Genomic DNA, 25,201 nt, shown 5'->3' on the forward strand with positions numbered 1-25,201 from the left:
GGGCGGCACGGGCCGATCCTCGGGACATGGGGGAACGTCGTCACGGCCAGGGGTGGCCGAGCCCATCGTAGGAGTATCCGCCGGCCGGGTGAAGGTCAGTCGAGGACGCGGTGCCCGGCCCGCTCCAGCGCGGCGGTCGCCTCGCCGAGGCGGACCGCGGGGACCAGCAGGTAGTCGGTGTCGTACGTGGAGAAGGCCACCGCGCTGACCCGGGCCTCGGCGAGCGGCTCGACGAGGGCGGCCAGGGTGCCGGTGACGGCGAGGTCGAGCGGCCCGGCCACCCGCAGGCAGCGCCAGGCGGTCTCCGTGGCGGCCTGCTCAGGGGCGCGGTGGGCGGGGCAGATCACCGAGATCCCGTCGGCGGTCCAGCTCACCGTGACGACGTCGCCGTCGCTCAGCCCGCCCGACATCCCGGGCGGCAGGGTGGAGCCGGCGGCCAACCGGCACACGGCGTACTCCCCTGGCAGCAGAGCGATATCGAGCATGAGGGCACCTTACGGCCTGGGTGAGGGCCGGCCCCAGCTTCGCCGCGTGCGGCGAACGCCACATGCCGTCGCAGGTCAGACCTCGGAGAAGAAGGTGAGCGAGCCAGCGACCGCCCCGTCGGTGAGCACCGGGGTGGAGATCGCGTCCACGGTCGCGTCCGCCGACGCCCCCTGAACGCGGAGCAACCCTCGGGCGAGCCGCCCGGAGGAGAGGGCCAGCAGCGGTGGGATCTTGTCCGGCTCGGTCAGCTCGCCCCGGTTGGCGGTGAAGTCGAGCAGCCGCAGCCCGCCGTCGAGCAGCGGCAGCCCGATCACGTCCTCCGGGGCGCCGAGGCAGAGCAGCTCGCACCCGGAGGCGGAGACGGCCACCACCCTGGTGTCGGCGTCGATCAGCAGGCACGGCTCGTCTGCCCGGGAGACGGTGCAGGACCACTGCCCGAAGTTGTCGAACTCGTGCTCTGTCGATGTCCCTGCGGCCGGCATGAACACTTCCGAGAGCGAGAGTTCGACGTGCGCCACCGAGCCTCCTATATACACCGACGGACCGTCCACGCTAGCCGGTCATCAGCCCTGTCGCCGAACGCGCTGGAGTCACCGGGCCGCCGGTGGTGGTGGATGCCCTGACCGGGCGGCAGGCGACGGCGCGACGACGGCTGCCGACCGGCCCCGGGGCGCGTGGCGTCGTCGGTGACGTTACCGCCGGTTGGCCGGCTTGTCAGCGGCCGTTCGGTCGTCGTCGTACCACCGGTAGTCGGCCGCCGCGCGGTAGCCGCCGTTCAGCCAGGTGCCCGGGTGCTGTGCGACCCGGGAGAGCTTGTCGGCGGTGGCCGGGCTGATCCGGTTGCCGCCCGCGACGAGCAGCCGGTCCAGCTCGCGGTGGGTCGCCATGAGGCAGTCCTTCGGGAGGCCGTAGACGCTGATGACGCCGGAGCCGACGAAGGTCAGCACCGGTGTCACCGGGATCGGCAGCCCCACCGCGTCGGAGAGCGCCTTGCTCGCGCGCTTGGCGTCGCGGCGGGCCTCGGCCACATAGGGCGGTCGCTTGCCGTTGATCTGGACCACGTCACCGGCCACCAGCACCCGGGCCCGCCCGTGGTCGGCGATGGTGACCGCGAAGAGCCCGCTCGGCCCGATGGCGAGGAAGCCGGCGCGGTCGTCCTGGCCGTGGTGGAGCAGGGCGTCGGCGACGTCCGTCCGGGGCCACTCGATGACGTGCCACGCGGGCCCGAGGTGGTCGAGCTGGCCGAGCGCCCGTGCGCCGGCCGCCTCCAGCCGCCGGGCACCCCGCTCGGCCCGCCGGCGACGGGCCCACTCCAACGGGGACGGACGGGCTGGTGTGAGGACCCCGGGCGACTCGACCCGGGGGTGCGGCACCGCCACGGGTGGCAGTGCCCGGGCGGACGGTACGGCTCGACGAGCGGGAAAGACAGTCATCGCGACCTCCGGCAAAAGGTCCCTCGAAGTTATGTCCTCACTACCCTACGTTGCCAGTCCCCCGGGTCGGCAAGTTGGAGCGCCGGAGTGAGTGCGGATGAATGCCATATTCATCCACAGATGTTTTCCCGGATGCCGCCAAACCCTGTCCTACGCTGCGAGGGTGACCCACTACGTGGACAGCGAGGTCGGCCGGCTCGGTACGGTGCTGCTGCACCGCCCCGGTCCCGAACTCGCCCGGCTCACCCCCCGCAACAACGACTCGCTGCTCTTCGACGCCATCCCCTGGGTGGGCCGCGCGCAGGAGGAGCACGACGCGTTCGCCGCCGCCCTGCGCGAGCGCGGGGTCGAGGTGCTCTATCTCTCCACCCTGCTGGCCGAGACGCTCGCCGTCGCCCAGGCGCGGGCCGAGCTGACCGAGCTGGTGCTGCGCTCGCCGCGGCTCGGCGACTCGTTGCGCGCCCGGGTCGCCGACCACCTGGCCTATCTCGACCCGGCCGCGCTCGCCGACGTGTTCATCGCCGGGCTGGCCCACGAGGAGCTGCGGATCAGCCGGGACCGGCCGGGCGGCTTGGTCTACACCCTGATGGACCGGCACGACTTCGTCATCGACCCGCTGCCCAACCTGCTCTTCACCCGGGACTCCTCGGTCTGGGTCGGTGACCGGGTCGGGGTGACCAGCCTGGCCATGCCGGCCCGGCGGCGGGAGACCTCCCTGACCGACGCCATCTACCGCCACCACCCGCGCTTCGCCGGCACCGACTTCGTCTACCACCCTGAGCTGGAGCACCTGGAGGGCGGCGACGTGCTGCTCCTCGCACCCGGCGTGCTGGCGGTCGGGGTGGGCGAGCGGACCACCCCGGCCGGCGCCGAGCGCCTCGCCCGGCAGGTCTTCGCCGCCGGGCTGGCGCACACCATCCTGGTCGTGCCGATCGCCCAGGAACGGGCCACCATGCACCTGGACACGGTCTGCACGATGGTCGACGTCGACGCCGTACTGATGTACCCGAACATCGCCAGCACGTTGTCGGCGTACACCGTCATCGCCGGCGCGGACGGCGAGGACCCGCGGGTGGACGGCCCGGCGCCGTTCCTGCGGGCCGCGGCGGACGCGATGGACCTCGACCAGCTCCGGGTGATCGACACCGGCCTCGACCCGGTCACCGCCGAGCGGGAGCAGTGGGACGACGGCAACAACACCCTCGCCCTCGGGCCCCGGCTCTGCGTCGGCTACGAACGCAACACGGAGACCAATGCCCAGCTGGAGCGGGCCGGCATCGAGGTGATCCCGATCGCCGGCTCCGAGCTCGGTTCCGGCCGGGGCGGACCGCGCTGCATGTCCTGCCCGCTGGTCCGCGAGCCGCTGCGCCCCTCCGGCCCCGCGGCCGTCAGCGCAGGGTGAGCTGGCGGCCGAGCAGGCCGTGCCGGGCGCGGCGACCGGCCGCGTCCAGCGGGATGGGGCCGCCGAGCGCCTCGGCGTACCGCTTGGCGAAGTCAGCGACCGGCTGCTCCCAGTCGGCCGCCGGAATCTCCTCGGGCAGGTCCCAGACCGGCACCAGCCGGCCGTGGGCCCGGAACATGCCGGCGAACCGGGTGTTCTCGCCGAGGGTCAGCGTGCCGGCGGCGCTCAGCCGGGCCAGCGCGTCGAGCGCCGCGTCCTCGTCGTCGGGCAGTACCCAGCGCACATGCGCCTTCTCCGGCACCTGGCACCAGTAGGCGGACCGCGCGGCGGCGAGCCGCACGGTCGGGTAGATGGCGGCGTTGGCCCGCTCCAGGGACGCCTGCACGGTGGGGTCGTCGCCGGCCCCCGGGTCGAGCCAGAACTCGAACCCGTCGTGCATGGTGATCTCCAGCGGGCCGTCGGCCAGCACGTCCTGCAGCCGGGGGCCGGGGCCGGGCAGCGGCGGGACCGCGACCGGGCGGCCCGGCTCGGCCCGCAGCGCGCAGAGCAGCGCCTCAGCCAGGTCGCGCGACACGTCACCGGACTGCAGGTGACGCTGCAGACCGATGAAGATCCGGCCGTCCGGCTTGGTCATCGCCGGGGTGGCCATGGGCAGCACCGTGGCCAGGGTGATCTCCCGTTCGCCGAACTCCGCCACCAGCGCGGGGGAGAGCCGCAGCGGAGCGGACGCGGCCGGCACCAGCTCGCGCAGGGCGATCCACTCCGGCTCGTCGGTCAGACCCTCGAACGGGCGGGGCACGAAAATGTCCCGCACCTTCTCCCGCTTCGGGGTGGCTTCGGCGGCCCGCTGGCTCTTTCGACGCTTGCTCACGGCGAGACAGCCTAGAGGCCGGACCGGAGCGGCGTGGGGAGGACCCGCCTTCGGTGGCCGTTCAGCCGGCCGTGACGAGGCTCGGCGACGGGGCCGGGTCGAACTCGGCCCACACGCTCTGCCCCAGGCCGTCCCGTTCGACGCCCCAGCGGCTGGCCAGGCCGGCGACGATGTGCAGGCCCCGGCCGTCGGTCGCGTCCGGGGCGGCTACCCGGATCCGCGGCCCCGCCGCCGCGCCGCCGTCGGTCACCCGGAGCTGCACCAGCTGGCCGTCGGCCGACGGCCGCAGCCGCCAGGCCACCCGGACTACCCCGCCGGGCAGCGGGTCGGCGTGCCGGACGGCGTTGCCGACCAGCTCGGCCAAAACCGCCACCAGATCCGCCAGCAGGGCCGGGGGTACGACCTCGGCCAGCTCGTCGGCGAGCCTGCGCCGGGCCAGCCGCGCCCCGGTGGCGTGGTGCGGCACGACCACGCACCACGCCCGTTCGACAGCTCTCGTCGACACCTTCGCCCCTTCACGCCCCCGTGGCCGCCGCCGGTCAACCGCGGCGCAGCCGCACCTCTGCGACCGTACCGCCACCGGCCCTCGGACGGAGGGATACCCATCCATTCTGCCGTTCAACGATCCGGCGGACGAGATAGAGGCCGAGCCCGGCCCCCGGGTAGCGCCGGCGGTCACCGGACTCCCCCTGCCAGAACCGGTCGAACGCCCGCTCGACGTGCTCCGGCCGGATGCCGATGCCCCGGTCGCTGACCCGGAAGGAGACGGTCTGCCCGTCGGCGGTCGCGGTGATCTCGATGGGCGAGCCGGGCGGCGAGTACTTGCCGGCGTTCGTGCTCAGTTCGGTCAGCACGGTGGCCAGGCTCGGCCGGTGACCGAGCGCCTTGGGCAGGTCGGCCGGCAGGTGGATCAGGATCCGGTGCCGCAACTCGGCCGGCAGGTCGGCCGCGGCGGCCCGCAGCGCGTCGCCGAGGTCGTACGGGGCGGGCGGGTCGTCCCCCGGCCCCGCCTCGGCGGCGGAGGAGAGCAGCCGGTCGACCAGCCGGGCCAGCTCGTTGGCGCGCTGCCCGATCACCCGGGCGGCCTGCCGCCGGTCGGTCTCGGTCAGCGACTCCCAGTGGTCGGTCAGGGTGTCCGCGTACCCCTTGATCACGGTGACCGGGGTGCGGAGCTCGTGGCTGGTCACCGCGACGAAGAGGTCCCGGTCGTGGTCACGGCGCTGCTGGTCGGTGATGTCGCGGAAGGTGACCACCCGCAGGACGCCGGGTCCGGGCAGCTCGCCGGAGGTGATCCGCAGCCAGCGACCGTCCGGCAGCCGGTGGTCGAGCACCTGGCCGGGCGGGGGCAGTGGGAAGGGCAGCGGCTGGTTGAGCGCCTGCCCGGCGGGACGGCCGGTGACCTGCGCGGCGGCCGGGTTCCAGAGTCGGACGTAACTCTCCCGGTCGACCACGGCCAGCCCGTCGGCGAGCGCCGCCACCACCGGACCGTCGCCGTGCACCGGCAGGCCGGTCTGGTCGCCGTACATGTGGGCGATGCAGGAGGCGAGGTAGCCGAGCACCCCGTGCTGCTCCGCGCCCGGCTCCTCGTCGCCGTGGTAGAGCGCGTGCAGGCTGCCGACGATCAGCCCGCCGATCTCCGCCCGGGCGACCACCACCCGGAGCAGGCCGCGTTCGGCAAGCTCGCCGGCGAGCTTGCCGGTGACGTGGTCCAGCCTGGCCTGATGCACCCGGGGGCCGGCGAGCAGGCAGCCGGTGGCCTGGTTGTCGAGGGGCAGCGGGCGGCCGACGGTCCACTCGGCCGCGCCAGTCGCGGAGATCACCCGGCCGCCGCTCGGGGCGAACTCGACGAACGCCATGCCCGCCGCACCGAGCGCCGACTGGGCCACCCGGAGCAGCTGGGTCAGGACCGGAAGACCGCTGTCACCAGAGTTGATCATCTCGATCACCACGGTGTGGCCCGCGATGAGAGCGGGGTAGTCGGTGCGCTCCGGCATGTCCCCGAGTGTGCCCCGCCGGTCGGATTCCGGACACCCCCGGCCGGCCGACTCCCGGGCCATGGGAGGGCGGCCGGGGCCACCCGTCGCCCCCACCCGGTGGTGCCGGTGGTGGGCGGTCAGCGGCCCAGGCGGGCCAGTGCCTGCGCCGGCCGGTCGGTGATGATCCCGTCCGCCCCGGTGGCCAGGACGAGCTCCAGGTCGGCCGGCTCGTTGACGGTCCAGACGTACACCTGGCTGCCGGCCGCGCGCAGCGCCGGCACCAGCTGGGGACGGGCCCGGACCAGGCCGATGCCGGGCCCGGCGATCCGGGTGCCGAACGGCAGCCGGCCGAGCCGCAGCCAGCGCGGCAGGACCTCCAGCAGCAGCACGGTGGGCAGCGCGGGCGCCAGGTCGCGGATCCGCCGGACGGCCAGCGGCGAGAAGGACATGACGGTGACCCGGACCGGGTCGTCCGGTGCTGGTTCGGTCAGGCCGTACCGGCGCAGCAGGGCGACCAGCTGGCGCTCCACGTTCCCGCCGTACCGGGAGGGGTGCTTGGTCTCCACCAGCAGCCGGACTGGTCGACCGGCGGCCAGCACGGCGTCGAGCAGCCGCTGGAGGGTGAGCAGTCGGGTGTGCGATTCGTCGAGCACCTCGTCGCCGTCGGCCGGTACGCAGCCCGGGTGCCAGGACCCGAAGTCCAGCGTCTCCAGCTCGGCGAGGGTACGCGCGCTGACCAGGCCGCGACCGTTGCTGGTCCGGTCGAGCCGGCGGTCGTGCACGCAGACCAGATGCCCGTCCCGGGTCAGCCGCACGTCGCACTCCAGCCCGTCAGCGCCCTCGTCGAGGGCGCGCAGGTAGGCGGCGAGGGTGTGTTCCGGGAGGTCGTACGAGGAGCCGCGGTGCGCGAAGACCAGGGGGTCGCCCATGCGCCGTCCTAGAGGACCCGGCCCGGCTGCCCGTCCCCGCCGACCACCGGTCGCCCGGCGGCGGCCCATTCGCCCATCCCGCCCTCGACGTTGCGTACCTGCTCCCAGCCGTTGCGCACGAGGTAGGCGACGACCTGCGCGGATCGGCCGCCGGAGCGGCAGATGACCGCCACGTCGCGGTCGGTGGGCACCTCGGCCAGCCGCGACGGCAGCTCCATCATCGGCAGGTGGTGGGCGCCGGGGGCGTGGCCGGCGGCCCACTCGTCGTCCTCCCGGACGTCGAGCAGGTAGGTGTCGTCGGCGATCTCGGGCACGGTCACGGTGGGAACCTGGGGTCCGAACACGGGTACCAAGCCTAGATCCTCGCCGGGGCGGACGCCGCCGGGCCTGGCGCGGGGGTGTCACAACCGGGTGACCCAGCGGGGGTTGGCCCGGGCCCACTCCGGCACCCGGGTGCCGCGAACCGCCTCGAACAGCCCGTTTCCGCCGTTGTCGAGGACCACGTACGACACCTGGTCGATGGTCTGCGGGTGGGACGGGACCTGCACGCCGCGCAGGGCGTCGGCCGGCAGGTCGTGCAACGCGAGCAGCAGGTCCTCCAGGGGTACGCCGTTGGTGTCCACGGTCAGCGAGCCACCCACCGCCCGGATGACCTGGTCGAGCTTGACCGGGTTGGTGCGCAGCCGGGTCTCGCCCGCGCGTTCCAGCATCGCCCGGAGCAGCTGCTGCTGGTGGGTCTGCCGGTCGTAGTCGCCGCCCGGCAGGTCGTAGCGCTGCCGGACGTAGTCCAGGGCCTGGCCGCCGTCCATCTGCTGGCAGCCGGGGTGGAAGACCCGGCCGGTGTGGATCGAGCGGACCTCGGTGTCGACGCACATCCGGACCCCGCCGAGCAGGTCGATGACCTTGCGGAAGCCGGAGAAGTCGATCAGGGCCGCGCCGTCGAACCGGATCCCGGTCAGCCGGGCCAGGGTGGCCGACAGCAGCCGGGTGCCCGCCAGGCCACCGCCGCCGTGCTCGTACGCAGCGTTGATCTTGTCCGGTCCGCCGCCGAAGCCGTTGCCCGCCGGGATGGCGACCAGCAGGTCGCGGGGGACGGAGACCAGGTACGCCTCCCGGCCGCCGGCTGGGACGTGCACGATGAGGATGGTGTCCGACCGCTTGCCCACGGCGCTGCCGCTCTGCCACCGGTCGGTACCGACCAGCAGGTAGTTCAGCGACCCGTCGAGATCGGTCCGCTCGCGCCGCGCGGTCGGGTCGAGCAGTTGCTCCTTGACCACCGAGCGGTCGTACCGGTCGCCGAGCGTCCGGAGGCCGATCACCGCGAGCCCGGCCAGCAGCACCAGGGCCAGCCCGAGGCCGAGCAGGAGGCGCGGCCACCGGGTGCGACGGGCGGCCCGGGTGTCCGCCCCGGTCCGCCCGTGTCCGTTCCGTCCGGATCTGGACGTGGCGCCTCCCCACAGCCCGTACGTGAATCCTCCTCACGTCAGGCTACGAGCCGGGCCCTGCCCGGCAGGCCGGTTCCGCCGGATCCGACGGCGGCCGGCTCGCCGGCCGCCGTCGCGACAACCGGGGCGGCCGGGGCGGCCGGCGGGGGTCGGCCGGCCTACTTGCGGGTGGAGATCACCTCGGGGTTGGCGAAGACGAACTCGGCGAGCTTGTCCTCCTTGACCGCGTGGAACATGTCCAGGGTCTGCTCGCTGAGCGCTTCCCGGTTGTTCCCGTTGCCGTGGAACGTGCCGCCGTTGGTCTTCAGCATGGTCAGGTCGTTGCCGGTGACCCCGCGCATGGTGAAGACGAAGTCGGCCACCGGCACCCCGCCGGTGTCCAGGATGAAGGCCTTGCCGGCCGCCTTGATCAGCTCGTTGAGCTTGAGCGGGTTGGTCAGCATCCCGTTCTGGGTGGCCTTGCGGGCCATCGCCTTGATCAGCTGTTGCTGGTTCTGCTGGCGGTCGTAGTCGCCGTCCTTGAGGCCGTAGCGCTGCCGGGAGTAGTCCAGGGCCGCCCAGCCCTCCATCTCGCGGCAGCCCTTCTTGTGCACCACCGGCGTCATCGGCTTGCCGGTCTTCTTGCCGTCCGCGTTCCACATCGGCTTTCCGCCGACGTACGACATGTGGTGCGACCTGACCTCCTGGCTGACGCAGATGCGGACCGAGCCCAGGGTGTCGATGACGTTCTTGAAGCCGCCGAAGTTGATGATCGCGGCGCCGTCGAAGCTGACTCCGGTCATCTTCTTGATCGTCTGCGCCATCAGTTGGGCGCCACCTTCCCAGCCGCCGCCGTTGCGGGCGCCGGCCTGGAACGCCGCGTTGATCTTGTCGACGCCGCCCGGGTAGCCGCTCTTCTTGAAAGCCGGGATCTGCGCCTCGGTGTCGCGGGGGATCGAGATCAGGTACGCCTGGTCGTGCGTCGCCGGGATGTGCAGCACGATGATGCTGTCCGCCCGGACGTCGTCGGCTGCCCAGCGCTCCCGGGCGTCCACGCCGAGCAGCAGCATGTCGATCGGGCCGTCGAGGTTCTTGCCGCCCTCGGCGCCCGACTTGCCGGCGTCGCCGAGCAGGTTGCGCTGGGCGATGTTGCCGGTGGCCTTGTCGATCAACGCCTTGCTGCCGACGATCGCGATCCCGCTGGTCATCATCAGCACGGCGCCGAGGGCCACGGTGAGTCGGGCCCAGAGAGGGTCCTTGCGGCGTGACCGCTTCGTCGCGGGACCGCCGTCGGGCTTACCGCCCTTACCGGGCAGCGCCGGCGCGGGCTGCGCCGGAATGGTCGTGGCCGCCCGGGGCGGCTGCTGCGACGGAGGGCGACGGCTGGTCTGAACCGGCATGCGTGCTCCAGCTCGCGTGATCAGGGGGCGGGATCACTGTACGGATGCTTTCCCGTCCTGGCGAGTTCGTCTCGCGTCCAATTTCCGTTCGTCCGTCGGCCATGCAGGCACATTGTCCGAATGTACAGATCAATGCAACCGATTGGCGGTTGGCTCCCAGGAAGGGCAAAGCCGGCCCGCCGACCGGTGATGACGTCCGTCGACCTCTGCGCCGTCGCCACCCGCGCCGCTCTCCGCCGGCACGGCGGCGACCGGCGCCGGTGGGTCCGCGGGCCGGGGCGGATCAGCCGCCGCTGCTGTCCGTCTTCTGGTTGGCCTTGACCCACTCGGCCATCGTGTCCGCGCTCATCGCCTTGTACATGGCCAGCGCCTTCTCCCGGTCCGAGACCACCACGGACTCGCCGTTGATGGTCTGACTACCGAGGTGCGGGCTGGTGACGAAGGTGAGGTTCTCGCTCCGCAGGTTGCGGAACTGCACCGCCATGTCGACCAGCGAGAAGCCCTGGTCGACCGTGACCGCCGCGGTCACCGACTTGAGGAAGTCGTTCAGCTTCTTCGGGTTGGTCAGCGTGCCCGTACTGGCCGCCTTGTCCATCAGCGCGCGGAGGAACTCCTGCTGGTGGCGCATCCGGGCGAAGTCGCCGTCCGGGAACTGCTTCCGCTGCCGGATCCAGTCCAGCGCCTCGGCGCCGTCCATGTGGTTGGTGCCCTTGGTGAACGTCCGGTACGGCTTGTGGATCGAGGTGATGGTCCGCTCCACGGTCAGGTCGACGCCGCCGAGCGCGTCGGTGACCTGCTTGAACCCGCCGAAGTCGATCGCCATGACGTGGTCGAGCCGGACGTCGGTGAAGCACTCCACCGTTCGCACGGCCAGTGGCAGCCCACCGAACGCGAACGCCGCGTTGATCTTCCCACGCTGGCCGGAGCCGCAGTCCGCGTTGGCCCTCTCCGGGATCGGCACGTAGAGGTCGCGCGGGATGGAGACCAGGTAGGCCTCCTGGTGGTTGGCCGGGATGTGCATCACGATGATCGTGTCGGCCCGCCACTTGCCGGCCTGGTCGACCGGGGCGTCCGGGTCCCGGGAGTCGCTGCCGACCAGCAGGATGTTCAGCGCGCCGTCCACCGCCTTGGCCGGCCGGCCCCCCGTGATCTCCGAGAAGGGGTCGGTGCGGGCCAGGTCGTTGTTGAGGTTGCGGGCGTACAGCCAGGCGCCCGCGCCGCCGAGCAGCGCCAGCACCAGCACGGCGACGCCGGCGACCAGCCCGATGCGGCCCCACCGCGGGCGTGCCCCGCGCCGGCGCGGCCCACCGGGCGCACCCGGACCACCCGGGCCACCGGGACCGACCGGGCCGGACGGGCCACCCGGGCCGGCGAAGGCCGGCTCGTCGTCCGGTGACGGGTACCAGCGGGTCTCGGCGGGACGGGCACGCCCGGCGGTGCCCCGGCCGGAGCCGGGCACCGACGCGCGCCCGGCGCTGCGGTGCAGGTGCGGGAGCGGGACACCGGCGGGCGTGGTCGCTGACATGCAACTCAGGGTACGTAGCCGCGGCCAGTGTCGCCCTCAGGCGACGCCGGCGTTGCGACGGCGCCGTGGCTGGCCGGTTACCCTAGCCGCTCGCGGAAGTACTCGATCGTGCGTCGTAGGCCGTCTTCGGGCGTCACGGTCGGCTCGTATCCGAGCAGTTCGCGGGCGAGGGTCAGGTCGGGGCGGCGCATCTCCGGGTCGTCGGCGCTGCGGGTGATGTAGGTCACCTCGGAGCTGCTGCCGCAGAGTGACACGATCGTCTCGGCGAGTTGCCGCATGCTCATCTCGTGCTCGGTCCCGCAGTTGACCGGCCCGGTCTCGGCGGAGTCGAGCAGCAGCAGGATGCCGTGGACGAGGTCCTCGACATAGCAGATCGACCGGGTCTGGTTGCCGGTGCCGTGCACGGTGATCGGTTCGCCGCGCAGCGCCTGGGAGATGAAGGTGGGGATGGCCCGCCCGTCGTCCGGGCGCATCCGCGGGCCGTACGTGTTGAAGATCCGCACGATGGCGGCGTCGAGGCCGCGGTAGCGGTGGTAGGCCATGGTGGCCGCCTCGGCGAAGCGCTTCGCCTCGTCGTAGACGCTGCGTACGCCGATCGGGTTGACGTTGCCCCAGTAGGTCTCGCGCTGCGGGTGCTCCTTCGGGTCCCCGTACGCCTCGGAGGTGGAGGCCATCAGGAACCGCGCGCCGTCGGCGACCGCCCGGTCCAGCAGGTGCAGGGTGGCCACCGAGCCGACCCGGAGGATCTCCACCGGCAACTGGGCGAAGTCGGTGGGGCTCGCCGGGGAGGCCATGTGCAGGATCGCGTCGAACCGCTCGGCCAGCGCCGGATGGTGGGTCGGCAGCCCGTCGGAGACGTCCGCCTCGACCAGGGTGAAGGTCGGCCTGTCCAACAGGTGGGCGACGTTCTCCTTGGACCCGGTGACGAAGTTGTCCACCGCGACCACCGTGCAGCCACGGCGGATCAGGGCGTCCACCAGGTGCGACGGGACGAAACCGGCACCGCCGGTGACGAGGATGCGGTGACCCGGTCCGAAGCGCGCAGCAACCGTCATGCCGGTCAGCCTACTCAGCCGGCCGGGTCATCCGGTGCCACCCGTACCGCGACGCGACGGGCCCCTCCCGGTGAGCGGGAGGGGCCCTACGGCCGGCACGGCGGCGCCGGGCCGCCGTCACTCAGTGCGCGCCGGCGCCGGTGAGCGAACGCACCTCCAGTTCCGCGTACTTCTCCTCGTCACGCTCCTTCGAGATGATCGTGCCGATCCAGCCGCAGAGGAAGCCGAACGGGATCGAGAGGATGCCCGGGTTGGACAGCGGGAACCACTGCCAGTCCTGCTCGGGGAACATCGCCGTCGGTGCCCCGGAGACCACCGGTGAGAAGAACACCAGCAGTACAGCGGAGAGCAGGCCGCCGTAGATGGCCCAGACCGCGCCGGAGGTGTTGAACCGCTTCCAGAACAGGCTGTAGAGGATCGCCGGCAGGTTGCCCGAGGCGGCCACCGCGAAGGCGAGCGCCACCAGGAAGGCCACGTTCAGGTTCTGCGCGAAGATCGACAGGGCGATGGCGACCGCGCCGATCACCAGGGCGGAGATCCGGGCGACCGCCACCTCCCGCCGCTCCGAGGCGGCTCCGTTCTTGATCACATTTGCGTAGAAGTCGTGCGCCAGGCTGGACGAGGAGGCCAGGGTCAGGCCGGCCACCACGGCCAGGATGGTGGCGAAGGCGACCGCCGCGATGATCGCGAGCAGGGTGGCCCCGCCCAGGTCGCCGCCGAGGAAGTCGATGCCGAGCGCCTCCGCCAACTGCGGCGCGGCGGTGTTGCCGGCCCGGTCCTGGGCGGTGATCGCCTCGCTGCCCACCAGCGCCGCGGCGCCGAAGCCGAGCGCCAGGGTGAGCAGGTAGAAGGTACCGATGATGCCGATCGCCCAGAGCACGCTCTTGCGGGCCGCCCGGGCCGTCGGGACGGTGTAGAAACGGATCAGGATGTGCGGCAGGCCGGCGGTGCCGAGCACCAGGGCGATGCCGAGGGAGAGCAGGTCCATCTTGTGGTAGAAGGTCTGCGTCGCGTTGCCGGCCACCTCGACGCCGTAGCGCAGCCCCGGTTCGAGGAACGCGCTGCCCTTGCCTGACGACGAGGCCGCGTCGCCGAGCAGCGACGACAGGTTGAACTTGTACTTCGCCAGCACCAGCAGGGTCATCACCAGCGCGCCGCCCATCAGCAGGAACGCCTTGACGATCTGCACGTAGGTGGTGCCCTTCATCCCGCCCACCGTGACGTAGATGATCATCAGGGCGCCGACCATGATGATGGTGGCGATCTTGGCGGCGTCCGCGTCCATGCCGAGGAACGTCGTCCCCGGCCTGATGCCGAGCAGCAGCGCGACCAGCGCGCCGGCGCCCACCATCTGGGCCAGCAGGTAGAAGATCGACACGGTAATGGTGGAGACCGCCGCGGCGGTGCGCACCGGCCGCTGGCGCATCCGGAAGGCCAGCACGTCGGCCATCGTGTACCGGCCGGAGTTGCGCAGCAGCTCCGCGACGAGCAGCAGCGCCACCAGCCAGGCGACCAGGAAGCCGATCGAGTAGAGGAAGCCGTCGTAGCCGTAGAGGGCGATGATGCCGGCGATGCCGAGGAACGAGGCCGCCGACATGTAGTCGCCGCCGATCGCCATGCCGTTCTGGAAGCCGGAGAAGGAGCGGCCGCCGGCGTAGAAGTCGGTGGCCGTCTTGGTCTGCCGGCTGGCCCAGATCGTGATGGCCAGGGTCACCGCCACGAAGACCAGGAACAGCGTGATGGTCAGGTTGCGGGCGGTGGTGTCACCCGCCTCAGCCGCGAGGACCATGCTCATGGGTCACCTCCCCGATCTCGTTGCGGATCCGGTCGGCGACGGGGTCGATCTTCCGGTCGGCGTACCGGGAGTAGAGCCAGGCGATGACGAAGGTGGAGACGAACTGGAGCAGGCCGAAGACGAGGGCGACGTTGATGTTGCCGAAGAGCTTCGTGCCCATGAAGTCCCGCGCGTACGCGGACAGGATCACGTAGAGCGCGTACCACAAGAAGAACGCGACGGTCATCGGGAAGACGAAGCCGCGCAGCGCGCGACGCAACCCGGCGAACTCGTCCGAGCGTTGGACGGCGAGGTACCGCTCCGGCGTCGAAGCGGTCGGCGCGGGTGTGTCCGTGGACATTTGTGGATCACCACCTTCACAGGCGTCGGGGTTTTCGCGCACCGTAGGTAGCCGGCTCCCCGACGGGAAGGGTGAGATCGGCGCCGGTCGGCGGCTGCGCCGAACGGCACGGTGGCTGCGCCGAGTGACCCAGGTCACCCCGACGAGCGGTCGGCCCGCGGGACGGTTCGGCGGCCCGGCCCGGTGATCAGACCAACTGGCGGTACCGGCCCCGGTAGTGCAGCAGCGGTTCCGTCTCCTCGGCCAGCTCGACGGTCTCGATGGTGGCCTCGACCAGCAGGCCCCAGCCGTACTCGCGGGCGGTGTCGAGGCGGCAGCCGGCCCAGCCGCCGGCGTCCGTCGGGACCGGGCCGTAGGGGGTGTCGGTCCAGGCGCCGGTGGCGAAGAGGCCGCCGGGCGACGGGAAGAGGCCGGCGAACCGGTCGGCGAGCTGCCGGTGCGCCGGCCCCAGCGGAGCCACCGCGAACCGGCCCGCCTCCTCGGCCGCCGCCCACAGGTCGGACTCCGCGTCGACCAGGCCCAGCAGCCGGTCCGGCTCACCCTCCGCGATCAGGGTGGACGACACGGTCAGGCCGGCCGGCCCGGGCGCCGTCCAGAGCGTCACCGGCGCGGCCAGCCGACCCCGCAACCGGCGTACCGGGGAGCGCTGCTCGGCCGGCACGGCGAACGGGTCGATGTGGTGGATCTCGGCACCGGGCTCTTGATTCACGTGAAACATTGTGCCGCCCGCCGCTGCCCGCCGGGCGGGGTCCGCCTCGTGATGTGCGCCGTCTCCCGTCCCACCCGACCGCTCGCCGGGCACCTGGGCGCGCGCCCAGGAGAGGAACCGCTCGTGCAGGTCGGCCGGCGGGGAGTGGGCGTTGAGCTGGCCGAGCTGGGCGGCCGCCTCCGCCATCAACGTGCCCAGGTAGACCAGCAGTGACGGGCGGTCCGCGCGGTACTCCACCAGCAGGGCGAGCCGGGCCGGTTGGCACGGCCAGTGCGCGCCGCAGGCCCGGCACCGCCACAGCGGTCGCATCGGCAGGTGCGGCACGAACCGGCTCACCGGCGCCCTCCCGCGCTGGGGAGGATGAAGGCTCCGGTCACCAGCGACCGCCGTTGGCCCGCCAGGTCTGCGCCGGGGTCAGCCAGCCGGCCCGGCCCGGCCGCGGCACCGCTACCGTCGGCCATGCCGCCCAGGCCGGTGGTTCCTGCGGCCGGGCCGGGACCCGGTTGGGCGCCGCCGCGCCCGGCACCGCACCCGGTGCCGGTCGGGTCGCCAGACGGTACGACCTCCCTGCGGCGTTCCTCCGGAACGGAGCGAACATGCTGGCCTCCTTCACACGTCGGGGGCCGCCCCGGACGGGGGATGTGACCGGGGCAGCCCGACGCAGGACCGGCCGCCGGGTCGTCGCCTCCACCGGCCGGGCCGCGCGCCCTCCACCCTGGACTCGCCGGGCCGGACGGGGGAGGATGCCAGGGCTTACTACGCAACGCGGTCGCGTACTTACCGGAGAGGTAAGGATGAACGTCGAGATGTGGATCCGGGCGCTGAAGGCGGCCCGAGCCGGCGCGGACGTCTCGCAGGAAGGGCTGGCCGCCCTGATCAAGTGGAGCCCGTCCACCGTCGCCGCCATCGAGACCGGCCGTCGCCGGCCCACGATGGAGTTCGCCGTCGCCGCCGACCAGGCCCTCGGCACCGGCGGCCTCCTCGCCGAGCTCCTGCAAGCGGCTGACCGGCAGCGTCTCCCGTCCTGGTTCGTGCCGTGGCGGACCCACGAGCAGCAGGCGACCCGGCTCTGCGAGTTTGAGCCCTGCCTGGTCCCCGGGCTGCTCCAGACCGAGGACTACGCCCGAGCGGTGATTTCGGCAGGCGGGCTGCACTCGGCCGCGACGGTTGCCGAGTTGGTTGCGGTGAGGATGGAACGGCAGCAGTTGTTGCATCGCGATGAGCCACCGCTCTGCGTCTTCGTCCTCGACGAGAATGCACTCCGTCGGCCGATCGGCGGACCGGCGGTGCTTGACGCGCAGCTTGGCCGACTGCTGGACCTGGCCGCCCTGCCTTCCGTCCGGCTACACGTGATATCCCTCGACGTCGGGGCGCACGTCGGCCTGATCGGCGGGTTCCTGCTGGCTGAACTACCGGATGGCGAGCGGGTGACCTACGTGGAGGATGTCGCTCGCGGACACGTCATCGACGATCCGGAAGTCGTCCGCTTGATCGATCGCAAGTGGGATAGCCTGCTGGGCGAAGCGCTGTCCACGAGCGCCTCGCTGGATCTGCTCCGGAAGCTGAAGGTGACGCCATGACCGCCGCGCAGCCACGCTGGCGCACGTCGACCCGATCCGGCGACACAGGTGGAGCATGCGTCGAGGTGGCCGGCAATCTGCCGGGGGTCGTGCTGGTGCGGGATAGCAAGGACCGGTCCGGGCCTACGCTCCGGTTCGCCCCGGACGCCTGGCGCTCGTTCCTCGGCGTGCTCCGCACGACCCGCCCCGACTGAGCATCCTGCGAGATCCACGCCCGCCGCAGGCACTGGTGGCCCCGCCCCATGCGGAGCCACCAGTGCCATCGGAGGTGCGGGAGACGGCAGGTCCTGGGAAGTGCTGCCTCGCGGGGGTGAGGAGGCAGCACCGTCCCAGAAGTGCGCTTGACGGTGTCAGTTGGAATTGAGGACAGTTGTCCAGCTCGAGCAGCCATTCCACTGATTGGTTGAAGACTTGTAGAGGCACGCGCGCCAAGTAAGGTAACTGCCCTGGCCGAAAGCGCCGTTAGGGTAGGTGGAGTTCTCGTAGTAGTTCTTGTCGCAAACGGCCCTCGTGTGGCCGCCCGATTTGTTTATGCAGATCCCCTCACGGGCGAGCAACCAGTTACCGTTCTGGTCCTGGAGGTAGTTCTTCCAGTGGGTGGCCGCCGACCAGCCGTCGATATCGGTGTCAGCGACCCACCACTTGTCGCCGTACGCCTCGAAACAGGCCATCACACCTGACTTCGATGCATAAGGGCAGTCGGCAGGAGGGTAGCTGTAGGTGTGCACACCGGTGTCCCACTCTAATGCGGTGGCGGAAATCTCATCCGACTGTGTCGTCGCCGGATCGGCTGACGAGGCGTGTGCCGCCGTTGCGCCCGTGGTGATCAGCAAAGCTGCTGCAGCTACCGTCACAGATATTCTCATCCCCAGCGCCTCCTAAATGATCTTGTTGGCGTATTCGATGCGCAGCAGAGGCGGCCCTGGCCGCATGACGCACCCAGCCTCGTCGGTCATACTCTGGGGGATATTAGTGAGACGGGTGGCGTTGCGTGGTTCGTCCTGGCCTGGAGGGTTTGTGGGCTCCCGCAGCAGGGTGTCCGAGTCGTTAGTTTATCGGCGTCGGCACCCGGCGTCGACCCATCGAACGCCGTCGACCACAACTCGTTGGTCTGGGCGTGCACCTGGCATGCCACCGGACCTTCGCCTGGCGTGGTGAGTGAGGTCTGCGTGTCGATCCGGTCGTGCCAAGAAGTCGGCGACCTCGATTTGGACGAGTTGCTCAGCCGGGAGGCTGTGCCACAGCCGCCATGCCTCCACGACGGGCATCAGCGGCGCGGGGTGACGGTGGCGAGCAGTTCGGGCTGGCGGCGGTCCAGCACGTCGCCGGCAAGGTACGCGCCGAGCAGCGCCGCGCCCAGGCCGTACGCCGCGCCGACGGGCAGGGCCAGCCAGAGCCAGGCGTCGCCGAGCAGCGCCGCGGCCACCACCATCGGCGCCGCGGCGACCGCGGTGGCGAGCATCGCCAGCAGGGTGAGGAAGCTCTTCGCCACCCCGGCGCCGCTGTTCAACGCGAACGGGTTGCTCGTCTCCGGCAGCGAGTATGCCCCGAGCACCGAGATGAAGCAGTTGACCGCCAGCCCCGCCCCGTAGGCGGCGACCAGGGTGCCGGCCATCAGCCCGATCCAGCCCGGCTCGCCGAGCACTACCGCGAGTACGACCGACACCACGCCCAGCATCGGCAGTACGTAGATCGAGAACGCGGTCATCCGGGCGCGCAGCTCCAGCTGCCCGGGCACTCCCGCCACCACGTGCGCGGCGTACCCGCTGCCGTCGAAGCCGAACTGATTGGCCAGGGTCACCGCGGCGAGCAGGCCCACGAAGAGCATCGACAAGCTGACCAGCACCGGCGAGGTGTCTCCCGCGGCGGTGAGGCCCTGCTCGCTGTCGACGGTGAAGCCCGAGCCGCCCAGGTTGACCATGACCGGCACGAAGATGCCGACCACCGCGATGGTGATCAGGTTGGCCCGCCGCCGCGCGTCCCGCCACCAGTAGCGGGCCTCCCTGGCGACCAGCGCGCCGAGCCGGTCCCGGCGGGCCCAGCCGACGGCGCGGGGGAAGAGCTGGGCGACCGCCCCGCCGGTGGCGTCGCGCCGCGCCGGGGCGCGGCCGGCGCTCGCCGAGCCCACCATGGCCGATTCCAGCGAACGCGACCACCATGCCAGCAGCGCCACCACGGCCAGCGCGGTGATCAGCAGCTTGACCGGGGCCGCCCAGACCCGCCCCTGCGCCACGTCGATGCCGGCCGTCCACGGCGCGCCGAACGGCGTCCAGCCGACCACCTCGGCCACCCCGGTGAGCCGGTCCCAGTCGGCGTCGCGGACCGCGGCGACGCCCACCAGTTGCAGCGGCCCGAGCAGCGCGGCAGCCGCGGCCAGCAGCACGGCGGCCAGGTCACGCACCCGGCGGGAGCGCAGCATCGTGGCGAAGGCGCTGGTGACCGCCCGGGCGGCCGCGATGCAGAGCAGCAGCCCGCCGACCACCCCCACGGCGGCGACTCCGGCGGCCGGCCAGCCGCCCAGCGCGCCGGCGGTGACCACCAGCCCGGAGAGCGCCAGCAGCACCGCGACCGCGGGCACGCTCACCAGGGCGGCGGCGAACAGGCCGGTGACCAGGGTGCGGCGGGGCAGTGGCAGCAGCGCGAAGCGGGCCGGGTCGAGGGTCTCGTCGACGCCGAAGAAGACCAGCGGCAGCAGCAGCCAGCCCAGCACCGCCAGGCCGCCGCCGAAGGCCGCGACCAGCAGGGCGTACCGGCCGTCGCCGGCCAGGCCGGGGGCGGCGAACAGCAGGAAGCCGGTGCCGGCGAACCAGAGCGCCACCAGCGAGCCGACCACGAACAGCGCGATCCGCCAGCCCTGGCCCCGGAAGTTGTTGCCCATCACCCGCAGCTTGAGCCGGACGAAGTGCCGTACGGATACCCTCCGGGCCGGCGCGGCCGGCACGCTCACCGGGACAGCCACGCCAGCTCCTCGCCGGTCGCCGTCCGGCCGCCGACGACCTCGACGAAGACCTGCTCCAGGGACCGCTCGCCGCGCACCTCCGGCAGGGTGCCGACCCGCTTGATGACGCCGCCGGCCAGGATCGCCACGTGCGAGCAGAGCCGCTCGACGACCTCCATCACGTGGCTGGAGAAGACCACCGTGCCGCCGCCGGCGACGTAGCGCTGGAGGATGTCCCGGATCAACGCGGCCGAGACCGGGTCGACCGCCTCGAACGGCTCGTCCAGCACGAGCAGCCGGGGCCCGTGCAACAGCGCGCAGGCCAGGCCGATCTTCTTCTTCATGCCCGCCGAGTAGTCCACCACCAGGGTTCGCCCGGCGTCGCCGAGCGCGAGCACGTCCAGCAGCTCGGCCGCCCGCTGGTCGACCACCGCCGGATCCATGCCGCGCAGCAGCCCGTGGTACGCGAGCAGCTCCGCACCGCTGAGCCGGTCGAAGAGGCGTACGCCGTCCGGCATCACGCCGAGCAGCTGCTTCGCCCCGGCCGGGTCGGCCCAGACGTCGTGCCCGAGCACCCACGCGCCCCCGGCGTCGGGCCGGAGCAGCCCCACCGCCATCGACAGGGTGGTGGTCTTCCCGGCGCCGTTCGGGCCGAGCAGGCCGTAGAACGATCCGGCCGGGACGTCCAGATCGACGCCGGCCACCGCGACCTTGCCGTCGAAACTCTTCGCCAGGCCACGCAGTGCGAGGGCCGGGTGCTCAGCAGTCATGACCTCGAACCTAGCTCTCCCCCGCCAGGGAGCGCTCCGGCCGGGGAACGACCTCGCCCTCCTTCTCAGGCAGGAGCTTCTTCGACTCGGGGCGTACCACGGGCGGTCAGCGGTCGAGGGGAAGTGACGCATCGGTTCCCGCCGGGCGTCGCCGGCCCCCCGCGTCCGACGGGAAGTGGAAAGATCACCGCAGCCCCGCTATCCGAGGAGGACCCCGATGACCGCGCCGGCCCGCTCCCGTCAGCAGCGCTGGAAGGACACCCTGCACCGGCTGGAGAACGACGTCGACGTCTGGGTCGCCACCGCCGACCCCGACGGCACGCCGTACCTGGTGCCGCTCTCCTTTCTCTGGGACGGTGACACGCTGCTGCTGGCCACCCTGGCGACCAGCCCCACCGGCCGGAACCTGCGTGACACCGGCCGGGTCCGCCTCGGGATCGGCCTGACCCGGGACGTCGTCCTCGTGGACGGCACGGTGGAGACGCTGACGCCCGACGATCTTCCCGACGGGGTGGGCGACGCGTTCGCCGCGAAGACCGGTTTCGACCCGCGCCGGTCGACCGGCTCCTACAGCTATTTCCGGGTACGCCCCCGGCGGGTGCAGGCGTGGCGGGAGGAAGACGAGATCGCCGGCCGTGACCTCGTCCGGGACGGCCGCCGGATCGTGGACTGACTGTGAGCATGGCGCAGCTCAAAGCGGGTGCTACAGCCGCAGCGCCTCGGGCGCGTGCAGGCGGAGCATGGTGGCCCCGACGTCGGCCGGCGCCCTGCGTCGGGACGCCACCGAGACGGCCACCATCACGGTGAAGGCCAGCGGCACCGTCCAGGCGGCCGGCTGCCCGGTGAGCGTGGCCGGCCACCCGGACAGCTCCGGGCCGAGCACGGTGACCAGCACGGACGCGATCGCCGCGCCGCCGCCGGCCAGCACCCCAGCCGCGGCGCCCAGGTCGGTCAGCCCCCGCCACCAGATGCCGAGCACCAGCAGCGGGCAGAAGCTGGACGCGGCGACCGCGAAGGCCAGCCCCACCACCTGCGACACGTCCAGCCCGGAGACGTTCAGCGCGAGCACCGCGGGCACACCCCCGGCGATCACCGTGGCCAGCCGGAAGCCACGGACCGAGCCGCGCCCGAGCACGTCCGTGGAGATCACCCCGGCGACGCTGGTGAGCAGCCCCGACGAGGTGGAGAGGAAGGCCGCGAAGGCGCCCGCCGCGACCAGCGCGGCGAGCAGCCGGCCGGTGGTGCCGTCGCCGAGCGCGGCACCGGGGAGCAGTACCACCACCGCGTCGGTCTGCCCGGTGAGCAGCAGTTGTGGCGTGTAGATCCGGCCGAGTACGCCGTAGATGGTGGGTAGCAGGTAGAAGGCGCCGACCAGGGCGAGCACCACCAGGGTGGTGCGCCGGGCGGCGGCGCCGTCCGGGTTGGTGTAGAAGCGCACCAGCACGTGCGGCAGCCCCATGGTGCCGAGGAAGGTGGCCAGGATCAGGGAGTACGTGGCGAACAGGCCACGGTCGTCGTCCCCGGCGGTGCTGGGCAGCAGCCAGTCGGCCGCGTCGGTGGCCACGCCGGAGACCTCCGGCACCGGGTCGCCGGCCGCGAAGGACAGCTCGTCGCCGGGGCGTACCTCCCGGGTCTGGCCGTCGGGCAGGGTGAGGGTCGCGCGGTGCTCGACCACGACGGTGGTCGACGTCCGGAAAATCGGGCCGTCGGGCGGGGTCACCGCCGGGCGGGCGTCGGCCTGCCACTGCAGCGCCAGGAAGATCGCCGGTACGGCGAGCGCGGTCAACTTCAGCCAGTACTGGAACGCCTGCACGAAGGTGACCGCCCGCATGCCGCCGAGCGCCACGTTCGCGGTGACCACCACGGCCACCAGCAGGGCACCCACCGGATACGCCGCCCCGGTCACCGTGGCCAGCGTCAGCCCCGCCCCCTGCAACTGCGGCACCAGGTAGAGCCAGCCGATGAAGATGACGAAGACGGTGGCCAGGATGCGCAGCCGGCGGGAGCCGAGCCGCAGCTCGCAGAAGTCGGGCAGGGTGAACGCGCCGGAGCGGCGCAGCGGCGCGGCCACGAAGAGCAGCAGGGCGAGGTAGCCGGCGGCGAAGCCGACCGGGTACCAGAGCACGTCCACGCCGTACTTCAGGATGAGCCCGGCGATGCCGAGGAAGGACGCCGCGGAGAGGTACTCCCCGCCGATCGCGGCGGCGTTCCAGGTGGGGCTGACCGCCCGGGAGGCGACCAGGAAGTCGGAGGTGGTGCGGGCCAAGCGCAGCCCGTAGAAGCCGATGGCGACGGTGATCAGGGTGACCGCGACGATCGCCGGGACGACGTAGCCGTTGCCCACCTCAGCGCTCCGGCCGCTGGACCAGGTCGGTGAAGTCCTGCTCGTTTCGTTCGGCCAGCCGCACGTACGCCCAGCCGACCGCGATCAGGAACGGGAACGAGGCGACCCCGAGCAGCAGCCAGGGCAGGTTGACCCCGAGCACGGTGACCCGGCCGACCGAGGGCGCGATGGCGAACAGCCACGGCAGCCCGCCGAGCCCGATCGCCACCACCAGGGACATCCGCAGGGCGAGCGCGAACTGGGCCCGGACCAGCCCGCGCACCAGCGCCTCGCCGACCCGGGTCTGCTGGGCCAGCTCGGCGCGGGTGCGGTCGGCCCGGTCGTCCCGGCGGGACACCTCGGCCAGCACGATCCGCGTCCGCGGCAGCGCTTCCGGTGCCCGGGGCGCCGGTACGACGTCGTCGGTAGCGGTCACCTGGGCAGTCTCGCCTGCTCAGCGGGATTGTCAAGGGTTGTCCACCGGGGCTGTGGACAACCTGTGGAAAACGCCTCACCCCTGTGGACAAGTGCGATCCGGGCCCGAATTAAGACACCATTAAGTCCTGATTCGTCCATCGATTGTGTTATTCCGAGTCACCGGTTTCGGCCTTGCCGGTGTTGAACCCGGCCCCTACTCTGAGACGGCAATTCCCAATTCCTCTCCAGACACGGGGTTTCTATGCGCAAATTCCGCACCCTGCTCGGCGTCTCTCTCGCCGGCGCATGTGCACTCGCCGTGCTGCCGGGTACGGCGTCCGCGGCTCCCGCCGCGCCGCAGGCGGCCGCGGCCGTCCTCGACGACGTCACCGGCGCCTACTACCCGGTCTCGCCCGCCCGCCTGATGGACACCCGCAACGGCACCGGTGGGCGGACGGGTGCCCTCGGCGCGGGCCAGAAGTTCGACCTCCAGGTCTCCGGCCGTGGCGGCATCCCGTCCACCGGCGTCGGGGCGGTCGTGCTGAACGTGACCGTCACCGGCCCGACCATGAACAGCTACCTCACCGCCTACCCGGCGGGCGAGGCGCGGCCGACGGCATCGTCGATCAACTTCCCCAAGGGCTGGCTCGGCTCGAACAGCGTCACGGTGAAGCTCGGCAGCGGTGGCAAGGTGTCGATCTACAACCACCTCGGCTCGACCCACGTGGTGGTGGACGTGGTCGGCTTCTACGCCGTCGACAACAGCCTCACCGACCGCGCCGGCAACCAGTACCAGCCGTACCTGCCCACGCGGCTCTGGGACACCCGCAACGACGGCACCGGCAAGATGCCGGCCGGGTCCTGGATCGATTACTCCCTCGACTTCGATGAGTACAACTCGAACGTCAAGACGGTGATCGTCAACCTCACCGCGGTGTCCCCGGCGAAGTCGGGCTTCCTGACCGCCTGGTCGGGCGTCGGCAGCCGGCCGACCGCCTCCACGGTCAACTACCTGGTGGCCAAGAACGTACCGAACCTGGCCTACATCAAGACCACGCCGTGCCTCGGCACCGGCGACGACTGGTGGTGCACCGCCGGCGCGCCGAAGTGGCGGGTCTACACCTCGCAGTCCGCGCACATCGTCACCGACCTGGTCGGCGTGATGGACGACGGCGCGATGGAGTACGGCCTGCGGTTCAAGCCGATGAGCCCGACCCGGATCGTGGACACCCGGATCGGCCAGGGCGCGTCCGTGTTCGGCCCGGGCTCGGTCCGCACGATCACCCCGCCGGCTGAGATGGTCAGCGAGGACACCGGCGTGCTGGCGCTCAACGTCACCGCCGTCGCGCCGAGCAACAACACGGTGATCACCCTCTGGCCGGCCGGCTACGACCTGCCCAAGCCGGAGTCCAGCAACCTCAACCCGTACGCCGGCGTGACGGTGTCGGGCGGGGCGCTCACCCCGGTCGGCCCGGACGGCAGCTTCAACATGCACAACCTGTCCGGTACGACGCACATGGTGACCGACGTGGTTGGCACGTTCTACTACCCGGCGCCGGTGGCGGGCACCTCCGTCCCCACCGCCAAGGCCGGCTCGGTCCGGCCGGAGGCGACCGGTTCGCACAGCCCGGTATCGACCGGCAAGTAAGGCACCATCGTCGAAGGGCGCCCCGGCTGCTGGCCGGGGCGCCCTTCCGCTTCCGCGTCCCCGGTGTCACGGTCTCGCCGGGGACCTCGCGAAGCACGTCGCTGGCGGTTGCCGGGGCGCCACCCTGTCATACCGGCCGGATCCAAGCGGGACACGCTTCCACCAAGATGCCGGCGCTGT

General features: G+C 72.1%; 26 protein-coding genes. 5 read left to right on the forward strand and 21 right to left on the reverse strand.

Going from position 1 to position 25,201, the window contains the following annotated elements:
* Nucleotides 1–95 precede the first annotated feature (95 nt).
* The 3 genes from C1I99_RS07480 to C1I99_RS07490 form a co-directional block, all read right to left on the reverse strand.
* Nucleotides 96–485, reverse strand: coding sequence for an ACT domain-containing protein (locus C1I99_RS07480; protein WP_111133471.1), 390 nt, complete (start codon nt 483–485; stop codon nt 96–98).
* A gap of 75 nt (nt 486–560) precedes the next feature.
* Nucleotides 561–1,004 (reverse strand): hypothetical protein, encoded by a 444-nt coding sequence (locus tag C1I99_RS07485; RefSeq protein ID WP_111133472.1) that lies wholly within the window; start codon nt 1,002–1,004, stop codon nt 561–563.
* 174 nt (nt 1,005–1,178) lie between these two features.
* Nucleotides 1,179–1,919, reverse strand: coding sequence for a hypothetical protein (locus C1I99_RS07490; RefSeq protein WP_111133473.1), 741 nt, complete (start codon nt 1,917–1,919; stop codon nt 1,179–1,181).
* A gap of 163 nt (nt 1,920–2,082) precedes the next feature.
* On the opposite strand from C1I99_RS07490, the gene C1I99_RS07495 reads away from it, so the two are divergent.
* Nucleotides 2,083–3,321 carry an arginine deiminase gene (locus C1I99_RS07495; RefSeq protein WP_111133474.1) on the forward strand — a complete coding sequence of 413 codons (1,239 nt, stop codon included), beginning with the start codon at nt 2,083–2,085 and terminating at the stop codon, nt 3,319–3,321.
* Here C1I99_RS07495 and C1I99_RS07500 read toward each other — a convergent pair.
* The 13 genes from C1I99_RS07500 to C1I99_RS32250 all read right to left on the reverse strand — a co-directional run bounded on the left by C1I99_RS07500 (nt 3,308) and on the right by C1I99_RS32250 (nt 15,943).
* Nucleotides 3,308–4,192, reverse strand: coding sequence for a DUF5926 family protein (locus tag C1I99_RS07500; protein ID WP_111133475.1), 885 nt, complete (start codon nt 4,190–4,192; stop codon nt 3,308–3,310). The genes C1I99_RS07495 and C1I99_RS07500 overlap by 14 nt on opposite strands.
* 61 nt (nt 4,193–4,253) lie before the next feature.
* Nucleotides 4,254–4,664 carry an ATP-binding protein gene (locus tag C1I99_RS07505; protein ID WP_233512393.1) on the reverse strand — a complete coding sequence of 137 codons (411 nt, stop codon included), beginning with the start codon at nt 4,662–4,664 and terminating at the stop codon, nt 4,254–4,256.
* Nucleotides 4,665–4,731: 67 nt separating this feature from the next.
* Nucleotides 4,732–6,186 carry a sensor histidine kinase gene (locus C1I99_RS07510; RefSeq protein ID WP_111133500.1) on the reverse strand — a complete coding sequence of 485 codons (1,455 nt, stop codon included), beginning with the start codon at nt 6,184–6,186 and terminating at the stop codon, nt 4,732–4,734.
* Between the two features lie 119 nt (nt 6,187–6,305).
* The gene (locus C1I99_RS07515; protein WP_111133477.1) at nt 6,306–7,097 is read right to left on the reverse strand and encodes a glycerophosphodiester phosphodiesterase; all 792 of its coding nucleotides are present in this window, start codon (nt 7,095–7,097) and stop codon (nt 6,306–6,308) included.
* An 8-nt stretch (nt 7,098–7,105) separates the two neighbouring features.
* Nucleotides 7,106–7,441, reverse strand: coding sequence for a rhodanese-like domain-containing protein (locus C1I99_RS07520; protein ID WP_111133478.1), 336 nt, complete (start codon nt 7,439–7,441; stop codon nt 7,106–7,108).
* A gap of 57 nt (nt 7,442–7,498) precedes the next feature.
* Nucleotides 7,499–8,437 carry an LCP family protein gene (locus C1I99_RS07525; protein WP_111133479.1) on the reverse strand — a complete coding sequence of 313 codons (939 nt, stop codon included), beginning with the start codon at nt 8,435–8,437 and terminating at the stop codon, nt 7,499–7,501.
* 263 nt (nt 8,438–8,700) lie between these two features.
* Nucleotides 8,701–9,921 (reverse strand): LCP family protein, encoded by a 1,221-nt coding sequence (locus C1I99_RS07530; RefSeq protein WP_111133480.1) that lies wholly within the window; start codon nt 9,919–9,921, stop codon nt 8,701–8,703.
* 283 nt (nt 9,922–10,204) lie between these two features.
* Nucleotides 10,205–11,446 carry an LCP family protein gene (locus C1I99_RS07535; RefSeq protein WP_111133481.1) on the reverse strand — a complete coding sequence of 414 codons (1,242 nt, stop codon included), beginning with the start codon at nt 11,444–11,446 and terminating at the stop codon, nt 10,205–10,207.
* A gap of 77 nt (nt 11,447–11,523) precedes the next feature.
* Nucleotides 11,524–12,501, reverse strand: a complete 978-nt coding sequence (locus tag C1I99_RS07540) for an NAD-dependent epimerase/dehydratase family protein (RefSeq protein ID WP_111133482.1) — start codon at nt 12,499–12,501, stop codon at nt 11,524–11,526.
* A gap of 121 nt (nt 12,502–12,622) precedes the next feature.
* Complete coding sequence (locus C1I99_RS07545; RefSeq protein ID WP_111133483.1) at nt 12,623–14,296, reverse strand: monocarboxylic acid transporter; 1,674 nt, start codon at nt 14,294–14,296, stop codon at nt 12,623–12,625.
* A complete protein-coding gene (locus C1I99_RS07550; RefSeq protein WP_111133484.1) occupies nt 14,274–14,636 on the reverse strand; it encodes a DUF485 domain-containing protein in 363 nt (120 codons plus the stop codon). Before C1I99_RS07550 ends, C1I99_RS07545 begins: the two co-directional genes overlap by 23 nt.
* A 187-nt stretch (nt 14,637–14,823) precedes the next feature.
* Complete coding sequence (locus C1I99_RS07555) at nt 14,824–15,582, reverse strand: flavin reductase family protein (protein ID WP_111133501.1); 759 nt, start codon at nt 15,580–15,582, stop codon at nt 14,824–14,826.
* A 136-nt stretch (nt 15,583–15,718) separates the two neighbouring features.
* Nucleotides 15,719–15,943 (reverse strand): hypothetical protein, encoded by a 225-nt coding sequence (locus tag C1I99_RS32250; protein WP_146603915.1) that lies wholly within the window; start codon nt 15,941–15,943, stop codon nt 15,719–15,721.
* Between the two features lie 196 nt (nt 15,944–16,139).
* On the opposite strand from C1I99_RS32250, the gene C1I99_RS07560 reads away from it, so the two are divergent.
* Both C1I99_RS07560 and C1I99_RS07565 read left to right on the forward strand, forming a co-directional pair.
* A complete protein-coding gene (locus tag C1I99_RS07560) occupies nt 16,140–16,925 on the forward strand; it encodes a helix-turn-helix domain-containing protein (protein ID WP_111133485.1) in 786 nt (261 codons plus the stop codon).
* Entirely contained in the window at nt 16,922–17,119 is a 198-nt protein-coding gene (locus tag C1I99_RS07565) for a DUF397 domain-containing protein (protein ID WP_111133486.1), read from the forward strand. Before C1I99_RS07560 ends, C1I99_RS07565 begins: the two co-directional genes overlap by 4 nt.
* Before the next feature lie 156 nt (nt 17,120–17,275).
* Here C1I99_RS07565 and C1I99_RS32255 read toward each other — a convergent pair whose 3' ends face one another.
* The 3 genes from C1I99_RS32255 to C1I99_RS07580 form a co-directional block, all read right to left on the reverse strand.
* Nucleotides 17,276–17,791 (reverse strand): hypothetical protein, encoded by a 516-nt coding sequence (locus C1I99_RS32255; protein ID WP_146603916.1) that lies wholly within the window; start codon nt 17,789–17,791, stop codon nt 17,276–17,278.
* 401 nt (nt 17,792–18,192) lie between these two features.
* Nucleotides 18,193–19,884 (reverse strand): ABC transporter permease, encoded by a 1,692-nt coding sequence (locus C1I99_RS07575; RefSeq protein ID WP_111133488.1) that lies wholly within the window; start codon nt 19,882–19,884, stop codon nt 18,193–18,195.
* Nucleotides 19,869–20,633 carry an ABC transporter ATP-binding protein gene (locus C1I99_RS07580; protein WP_111133489.1) on the reverse strand — a complete coding sequence of 255 codons (765 nt, stop codon included), beginning with the start codon at nt 20,631–20,633 and terminating at the stop codon, nt 19,869–19,871. Before C1I99_RS07580 ends, C1I99_RS07575 begins: the two co-directional genes overlap by 16 nt.
* Nucleotides 20,634–20,850: 217 nt before the next feature.
* Here C1I99_RS07580 and C1I99_RS07585 point away from each other — a divergent pair, with 217 nt between their 5' ends.
* Nucleotides 20,851–21,306 carry a pyridoxamine 5'-phosphate oxidase family protein gene (locus C1I99_RS07585; RefSeq protein WP_111133490.1) on the forward strand — a complete coding sequence of 152 codons (456 nt, stop codon included), beginning with the start codon at nt 20,851–20,853 and terminating at the stop codon, nt 21,304–21,306.
* Nucleotides 21,307–21,336: 30 nt separating this feature from the next.
* Here the strand turns inward: C1I99_RS07585 and C1I99_RS07590 are convergent, their stop codons facing one another.
* Together C1I99_RS07590 and C1I99_RS07595 are read right to left on the reverse strand one after the other, a co-directional pair.
* Nucleotides 21,337–22,977 (reverse strand): sodium/solute symporter, encoded by a 1,641-nt coding sequence (locus C1I99_RS07590; RefSeq protein ID WP_111133491.1) that lies wholly within the window; start codon nt 22,975–22,977, stop codon nt 21,337–21,339.
* A gap of 1 nt (nt 22,978) precedes the next feature.
* Nucleotides 22,979–23,392, reverse strand: coding sequence for a DUF485 domain-containing protein (locus C1I99_RS07595; RefSeq protein ID WP_233512391.1), 414 nt, complete (start codon nt 23,390–23,392; stop codon nt 22,979–22,981).
* Nucleotides 23,393–23,635: 243 nt separating this feature from the next.
* Between C1I99_RS07595 and C1I99_RS07600 the strand changes: the two genes are divergently transcribed.
* Nucleotides 23,636–25,021: a hypothetical protein gene (locus C1I99_RS07600; RefSeq protein WP_146603917.1), complete on the forward strand. Its 1,386-nt coding sequence runs from the start codon at nt 23,636–23,638 to the stop codon at nt 25,019–25,021.
* The last annotated feature ends 180 nt before the right edge of the window (nt 25,022–25,201 follow it).

Source organism: Micromonospora deserti (assembly GCF_003236335.1).
GTDB lineage: Bacteria > Actinomycetota > Actinomycetes > Mycobacteriales > Micromonosporaceae > Micromonospora > Micromonospora deserti.